We start from the raw sequence: 7084 nt of genomic DNA, 5'->3' as shown, positions 1-7084 counted from the left end.
ATCAACTAAAACTAATTTTATACAAGTAAAATTATTACAGTTTGAAATTAGTTCAATTTATTATTGCAATTTAGTAATTTATAAATCTGTGTAATTAATAAATTATTTTTTGAAATATCCCTATATGTTAGACGTCCTATGTCAAGTTAAAATTTTCCATGATAGAAAATGGTATTAATTTTTAGCGTAAGGAAACCTAAGGATTAAATATTTATGCTTTGAAAAAGCTGTTACTAAATTAACCAGCTATAACAAGCACTTCATAACCAATATTATAAGGTAATTTGTAGGCAGATCTATCTCTCATCATAGCATAAATAATATCAACTAAGCGTCTTTGGAAACAAATTAAAGCTATTTTTTTAGACTTTCTTTCTTTTAATTTTTTCTGATAATAACTGTAAAAAGTAGGATTTTTATTGTTCCCAATCTGTTGAAAGGCCAGCTGTAGATGATAAAATAGATTTTACAGAAAACGATAAATAAGATTTTACGGATATTGCTAGATAATGTAAAAGTAATGATTTTCTAATGGTAAATATGTTAAATTAATCCAGTACCACAATCTGCTCTTTTAGGATATAATATTCTTCTAAATATTCTAAAAGGGGGCAGAAATATTGAACAAAGAAGATGGATATAAAATGCATATGAAAATCCAGCAATTAAAAGAAATAGGATTAAATAAATCTCAAATTGCAAGAAGATTAAATATCAGCAGACCAACACTCAATAAATACTATGACTTAAATACAGAAGAATTTAAAGAAGTTCTTCAGTCAATGAGTACCAGAACTAAAAAAGCAGATAAGTATCATGACAAGATTCTAAACTGGCTAAAAGAACATCCTGATATCTCAGCTTCTCAAATCTATGACTGGATTGAAGAACAGCTTAACGGATATCCTGGTTTCACAGAAAGTACTCTTAGAAATCACATAAGAGATTTAAGAAAAGAGCACAACATCCCTAAAATAAAGCATCCCAGGCTCTACGAGGCAGTTGAAGATCCACCAATGGGTCAACAGATGCAGGTTGATATGGGTGAAAAATGGGTCTACAAATCAGATAAAATCACCAGAGTTAAACTCTATCTGATCGCATTTGTTCTCTCCCATTCTCGATATAAATATATAGAATGGTTTGATAGACCATTAACTACAGCTGATGTAGTAGCAGCTCATGAAAATGCATTTGAATATTTTAAAGGTATACCAGAGGAGGCGGTCTGTGATCAGGATAGTTTAATCCTGCACAGTGAAAACTATGGTGATTTAATCTACACTCATCAGTTTGCATCCTACAGGCTTGATAGAAAATTTAGAGTATATATGTGTCGAGCAGCTGATCCTGAATCTAAAGGTTATGCAAAGTATATGATTATGTAAAGTACATTAAAATAATGTTGATAAACTAGGAATTTTTGCTGGTTTACTTTACATAATTACTCTATAATTAATTAAAGCTAAAAGATTAATTATTATAGAGAGGAAAATGAAAATGAAAAAACAGCAAAAACTTCAAGAATTAATTTCAGAACTGGAGGTGTATATTAAAAGTTTATCTTATAACAGGGCTACTCAACTAAAATATCAAAGGGGTTGGAAGCTTTTAAATGATTTTATGAGTAAAAATTCTATTGAATTTTATAATTCTCAAGTAGGAGAAAAATTTATATTCAGTATAATGAAAAATCGCCCTTATGAAAATTTAAGCAGAAAAGAAAAAGATCTTCTTCGAGTTGCAAATGTAACAAGTGAGTTTCAAGTTACAGGTGTAATTAGATTTAGATCTGTCTCTAAAAAATATGATTTTAGTGGCGAAATTGGTAAAGTAATTTTAAACTATCTCGAACACCTTAAGTTTAAAGGAAATGCATTAAGAACAATAGAAGGCAAGAAAATTCATTTATTAAGATTTTTAGATTATTTGAAAGCTAATAATATATTTTCACTAAAAACTCTAGAAAGTCAACATATTCTTCAGTTTATTAATGATCTGGGAATATATTCTAATGCCTCAATTCATCATGTGGTTGGTACTTTAAAAGGTTTTTTAAAATATTTATATCAGAAGGAAATTCTTCTGACTGATTTTTCTTATATTATTCCAAAAATTGGTTACAAAAAAGAGAGCAAATTGCCAACAACTTATACCAAAGAAGAAGTTGAAAAACTCCTTAAATCAGTAGATAGAGCAAATCCTAAAGGAAAGCGAGATTTTGCGATGATACTGCTTGCAGCAAGGCTTGGTTTAAGAGCTTCTGATATTTGTAGAATGAAGTTTGAAAATATCAACTGGAAACAAAATATGATTAGAATTAAACAGACAAAAACAGCCAGAACAGTTGAACTACCTCTTTTAACAGAAGTAGGTAATGCAATTATTGATTATTTAAAATATGGTCGTCCAGAGTCAGATTTATCCTATATTTTCCTTTGTATGGGTCAACCTTATGGTAAGCTCAAAGAACCTACACTACACAGTATAGTAACATTTTATTTAAAAAGAGCAAAAATTGATAATCTAGATAAGAAAAAACATGGGCCCCATGCCCTGAGACACAGCCTTGCCTGTTCTTTACTGGAACAAAAGACTCCACTACCAGTTATTTCAGAAGTGCTGGGTCATAGCAGTACAGAAAGCACAAAAACATATCTAAGAATAGATCTTAATTCTCTAAGACAGTGTTCTCTTGAAGTTCCAGTTCTAAATTCACCTTATTATATTCAGGAGGTGAACTAAAATGGAATTCAAGAGCATATATTCAGTGCTTTTAAAACAGTATATAGAGTTCAAAAGAAATATTGGTTATGACTACAAAGATATTGCAACTTTTAAAATATTTGACCGCTTTATACTTCAATATGAAGTAACCGAGATAGGTTTAACTAAAGATATTACTGATGAATGGGCTAAAAAAAGGGAAAATGAAGCTGATACTACAAGATACAAAAGAGTTAATACAATTAAGAATTTTTCTGTTTATTTAAACAAACTTGGCTACCAATCATATATTCCAGAACAGATTAAATTTAAAAAAACAACTTTTACACCATATATTTTTTCTAATCACGAGATCAAAGCCTTTTTTGAGGCGTGTGATAATTTTAAATTTAAAGAAAAATCAAATACAAGATATGTTATGCCAGTTGTATTCCGTATGATTTACGGATGCGGCTTAAGAGTTAATGAAGCTCTCTCTTTAAAAACTGAAGATGTTAATTTAACCGAAAAATATATTATTATTAGAAATGCTAAGAATGATAGAGATAGAATTTTACCTTTGTCGGATTCATTAACTGATATCTGTCTGTTATACAAAGAAAAATGTTTATCAAAAAATTTAATAGAAAAATATTTTTTTAGTCAGTATAATGGTGAAAGATATGCAAGCGATACTATTTACAAATGGTTTAGAAAAATTTTATGGGAAGCCAATATATCTCATAGCGGTAAAGGAAAAGGTCCACGAGTCCATGATTTTCGGCATACATTTAGTGTTCATTCACTGGTTAAAATGTCAGAATCTGATCTTGATCTATATTACTCTTTACCTATTCTGTCTCAATACCTGGGTCATCAATCACTTGAAGCAACAGACAAATATGTCAGGCTAACTTCTGATATGTATCCAAAATTAATTAAAGAAATCAATAATCTCTGCTCATATATTTTTCCAGAGGTGAAGCTCCCATGAAAAATGATGATTTCTCTTATTATTTAACTTCTTTCTTAAAAAAATATTTACCTGGTGAAAAAGGAGTCAGCGAAAATACCATTTTATCCTACAGGGATACCTTTATTCTTTTTCTTAACTTTCTTAAGGATAGCAAAAACATTTCTGCAGAAAATATTACTTTAGAAATTATCACAAAAGATACTATAGTTGATTTTTTAGACTGGATAGAAAACCAGCGACAATGCAGCATAACAACCAGAAATATTCGGTTAGCAGCTATACATTCTTTCTTTAGATATCTTCAATACCAAAACCCTGAAAATCTGCAGGAGTGGCAGAGAATATTATCAATACCTGTTAAAAAAACAGAAAAGAAAACAATAAATTATTTAAACTTAGAGGGGATTAAATTATTACTGGAAATGCCTGATCAAAGTTTGAAATCAGGGCAACGCAATCTGGCAATACTGAGTTTAATGTATGATACAGCAGCCAGAGTTCAGGAAATCATTGATTTAACACCATCAAGTATTCGTTTTGATAAACCATATACAGTTAAACTAATTGGCAAAGGAAAAAAAGCAAGAATAGTTCCTTTAATGGAACCAACAGCTAACATATTAAGAAAATATATGGAAGCAAATGGTCTATTGAAAGATTATGCAAATGAATATCCATTATTTTTTAATAGTCGTAAAGAAAAGCTCACAAGAGCTGGAGTGAACTATATTCTAAAAAAATACAGTAAAATGGCTAGAGATAAAGCAGCTGCTTTAATACCTGATCAAATCTCATGCCATTCATTGAGACATTCAAAGGCTATGCACTTACTTCAGGCAGGAGTTAATCTGGTTTATATTAGAGATATTCTTGGTCATAGCTCGGTTCAGGTAACTGAAGTCTATGCCAGAGCTGATTCCAGACAGAAACGCGAGGCAATTGAAAAAGCCTATACTGATGTTTCTCCAGAAGAAAAACCTCAATGGCAGGATAATGATGATTTATTAATTTGGCTGAAAAAATTTGACCAATACATTAACTTAAATTATGTAAAGTAAATTTAAAAACTATGCACTCATTATAGTGGTTTAAGAGTTTACTTTACATAATCATATACTTTGCATAACCTTTATTATGTGAAGCTTTACATAATAAAGGCCGTATTGAAAATGTTGTTGGTTATGCTAAAAATAACTTTGCAGCACATAGAACATTTATCAATCTGGAAAAGTGGAATGAGGATTGTCTTAAGTGGCTTGAACGCCGTGCTAATGGAAAAATACATGGCACAACGAAAAAAATACCAGCTCAGGTATTCACCGTCGAAAAGAAATACCTGAAGCCAGTATTCGAAAAAATTAAAAATAATTCTTCTGACTTAAGTATAACTTATCAGGTGAGAAAAGACAATACTATCCCGATAAAAGGTAACAGATATTCTGTTCCTTTAGGTACCTATCAGGGTCCTGAAAGTTATGTTAAAGTGCTTGAAGACAATGGTAAATACCTGATATATGATTTTGAAAGTACAGCTAAGCTGGCAGAACATAAAATAATTAAAACAAAAGGTAAACTCTCTAAAAACAGAGATCACGGAAGAAAGAAATCTGATAATATTGATAAGCTGATAGAAAAGATAACTCTTCTCTTTCCTGATAACAAAAGAGCAGATAAATTTCTATCAAGAATCAGAAAAGAAAAACAGCGATATATCAGAGACCAACTGCTTGTAATAAAAAAAGTTTTAGAGGATAAAGATGCTGAAACTATCACAAAAGCTTTAAAATACTGTATTGGTAATAAACTCTACAGTGCCAGTGATTTTAGAGATATCACTAGTTATTACGATAAAGAAAAAATCAAATATAAAAATGATGATATTTTACTGGTAGCTGATAACATAGCCTTAAATGAAAAAGATAAAGCTAAACTTGCTGCTAAACCAGCAGTAAGAGACCTTGATGTCTATCAAAAGATATTTGACTCATAAACTGGAGGTATAAATGACAACCCAAATTACAAATCTAGAAGATAAATTTAAAGTTTTAAAGTTAAAAAATGCCTCTGATAATATATCAGAAATGTTATCTCATGCTGTTGAAAATTCTTTTACCAGCGAAAAACTATTAGAATACATATTAGACCAGGAGATTGAAGCACGAGAAGCAGCCAGATTGGAAAAATACTTAAAGCAGGCTGCATTCCCAGAGTATAAAACTCTGGCTGAGTTTAATCTTGAAGAACAGCAGTCATTATCTAAAAAACAGTTTAACCAACTGAAAGAACTATCCTGGCTTGAGCGGGGCTACAATATAGTCCTGCTCGGACCCAGCGGTTTAGGTAAGACTCATCTGAGCATCGGCCTCGGTATTCATGCCATTAACGAAGGCTACAAAGTAATCTTTGCAGCTATTAGTGATTTAATCTACTGGCTTAAGACTGCTGAAATGATTAGATCTTCTAAAACTAAACTCAATAGAGTTTTAAAGTGTGATCTCTTAATTATCGATGATATTATGTTTATGGCAATGGAAAAACAGGAATCCAACCTCTTTTTCCAGCTGATAAACAAACTCTATGGTCAGACTTCAATCATTATCACCTCCAATAAAGGCCCTTCAGATTGGGGTGAATTAATAGGTGATCAGGCTATTACAGCTGCAATTTTAGATCACATAATTCATAAGTGCGAAATCATCAATTTAGATGGTGATAGCTACCGATTGACCCACAGAGAAACCATTTTTGGAAAATCTTAGGTGTAAAATCTTATTTAACGAAAAGTGTAAAATGTTATTTGACATTCACAGCTGGTCTTATTCCTGAACAGGAATATCATAAAAAGAAAAATGCAGATGGTAAAATTGAAGTCGATCAGCCAAACAAAATGTGGCATACCGATATTAGTTATATTCCTGTAAAAAATACTCATGCCTATTTAATCTGCGTTCTTGATGGCTACTCCCGTAAAATTATACATGGAGAACTCTTTCAAACTATGACTGCAGATGATATCTGTATAGCCCCCTAACAGAATTGGAGAAAAAGTTTGAAAGTGATATACTCTAATTACAAGGGGGAAACACCAATGGCAAACAGAAAATATTCCGATGAAACTAAAGAACAAATTGTAAATGAATGTCGCGAAATTGGCAACACAGATCTTGTAGCAAGATGACATAATATTTCTAAACATACTGTCTACAGCTGGGTTAAAAAAGCTAAAGAAACTGGATCTGTTAGATCTCTTCCTAAAGATGAAAAAAAGAAAATGAAAGAGATTGAAAATAGAATTGATAAAATGAGCTATGAAAATGATAAGCTTAAAAAAATTGTAGCAGAAAAGGAACTAGAACTGGCAATATTAAGGGAGTTACGAGATAAAGTAAACCCCCGATAGCC

General features: G+C 31.1%; 7 protein-coding genes and 1 pseudogene. All 8 read left to right on the top strand.

Annotated features, from left to right (window positions below):
* Positions 1 to 620 precede the first annotated feature (620 nt).
* Positions 621 to 1388 (top strand): DDE-type integrase/transposase/recombinase, encoded by a 768-nt coding sequence (locus LJ207_RS12030; RefSeq protein WP_229346743.1) that lies wholly within the window; start codon positions 621 to 623, stop codon positions 1386 to 1388.
* A 112-nt stretch (positions 1389 to 1500) separates the two neighbouring features.
* On the top strand, positions 1501 to 2745 hold the full coding sequence (locus tag LJ207_RS12025; RefSeq protein ID WP_229346742.1) for a site-specific integrase: 1245 nt from the start codon (positions 1501 to 1503) through the stop codon (positions 2743 to 2745).
* A 1-nt stretch (position 2746) separates the two neighbouring features.
* Positions 2747 to 3700, top strand: a complete 954-nt coding sequence (locus LJ207_RS12020) for a tyrosine-type recombinase/integrase (RefSeq protein WP_229346741.1) — start codon at positions 2747 to 2749, stop codon at positions 3698 to 3700.
* Positions 3697 to 4740, top strand: a complete 1044-nt coding sequence (locus tag LJ207_RS12015; protein ID WP_229346740.1) for a site-specific integrase — start codon at positions 3697 to 3699, stop codon at positions 4738 to 4740. The genes LJ207_RS12020 and LJ207_RS12015 overlap by 4 nt, the downstream gene beginning before the upstream one ends.
* A gap of 338 nt (positions 4741 to 5078) precedes the next feature.
* Complete coding sequence (locus tag LJ207_RS12010; RefSeq protein WP_229346739.1) at positions 5079 to 5672, top strand: hypothetical protein; 594 nt, start codon at positions 5079 to 5081, stop codon at positions 5670 to 5672.
* A 13-nt stretch (positions 5673 to 5685) separates the two neighbouring features.
* The gene (gene istB, locus LJ207_RS12005; protein WP_229346738.1) at positions 5686 to 6441 is read left to right on the top strand and encodes an IS21-like element helper ATPase IstB; all 756 of its coding nucleotides are present in this window, start codon (positions 5686 to 5688) and stop codon (positions 6439 to 6441) included.
* 38 nt (positions 6442 to 6479) lie between these two features.
* On the top strand, positions 6480 to 6713 hold the full coding sequence (locus LJ207_RS12000) for a DDE-type integrase/transposase/recombinase (RefSeq protein WP_229346737.1): 234 nt from the start codon (positions 6480 to 6482) through the stop codon (positions 6711 to 6713).
* 57 nt (positions 6714 to 6770) lie between these two features.
* A pseudogene (locus LJ207_RS11995) lies at positions 6771 to 7076 on the top strand (transposase); the annotation flags it as partial.
* Positions 7077 to 7084: the final 8 nt, after the last annotated feature.

The sequence above is a fragment of the Halanaerobium polyolivorans genome, from assembly GCF_020711195.1.
In the GTDB taxonomy this organism is placed as follows: domain Bacteria; phylum Bacillota; class Halanaerobiia; order Halanaerobiales; family Halanaerobiaceae; genus Halanaerobium; species Halanaerobium polyolivorans.
The sequence above is the reverse complement of the archived record's forward strand: the minus strand, read 5'-3'. Positions and strand labels throughout refer to the sequence as shown.

Excerpts from the sequence above, each read along its gene's own strand:
- istB (WP_229346738.1), top strand. The coding sequence starts at position 5,686 with ATGACAACCCAAATTACAAATCTAGAAGATAAATTTAAAGTTTTAAAG.
- LJ207_RS12020 (WP_229346741.1), top strand. The coding sequence starts at position 2,747 with ATGGAATTCAAGAGCATATATTCAGTGCTTTTAAAACAGTATATAGAG.
- LJ207_RS12015 (WP_229346740.1), top strand. The coding sequence starts at position 3,697 with ATGAAAAATGATGATTTCTCTTATTATTTAACTTCTTTCTTAAAAAAA.
- LJ207_RS12025 (WP_229346742.1), top strand. The coding sequence starts at position 1,501 with ATGAAAAAACAGCAAAAACTTCAAGAATTAATTTCAGAACTGGAGGTG.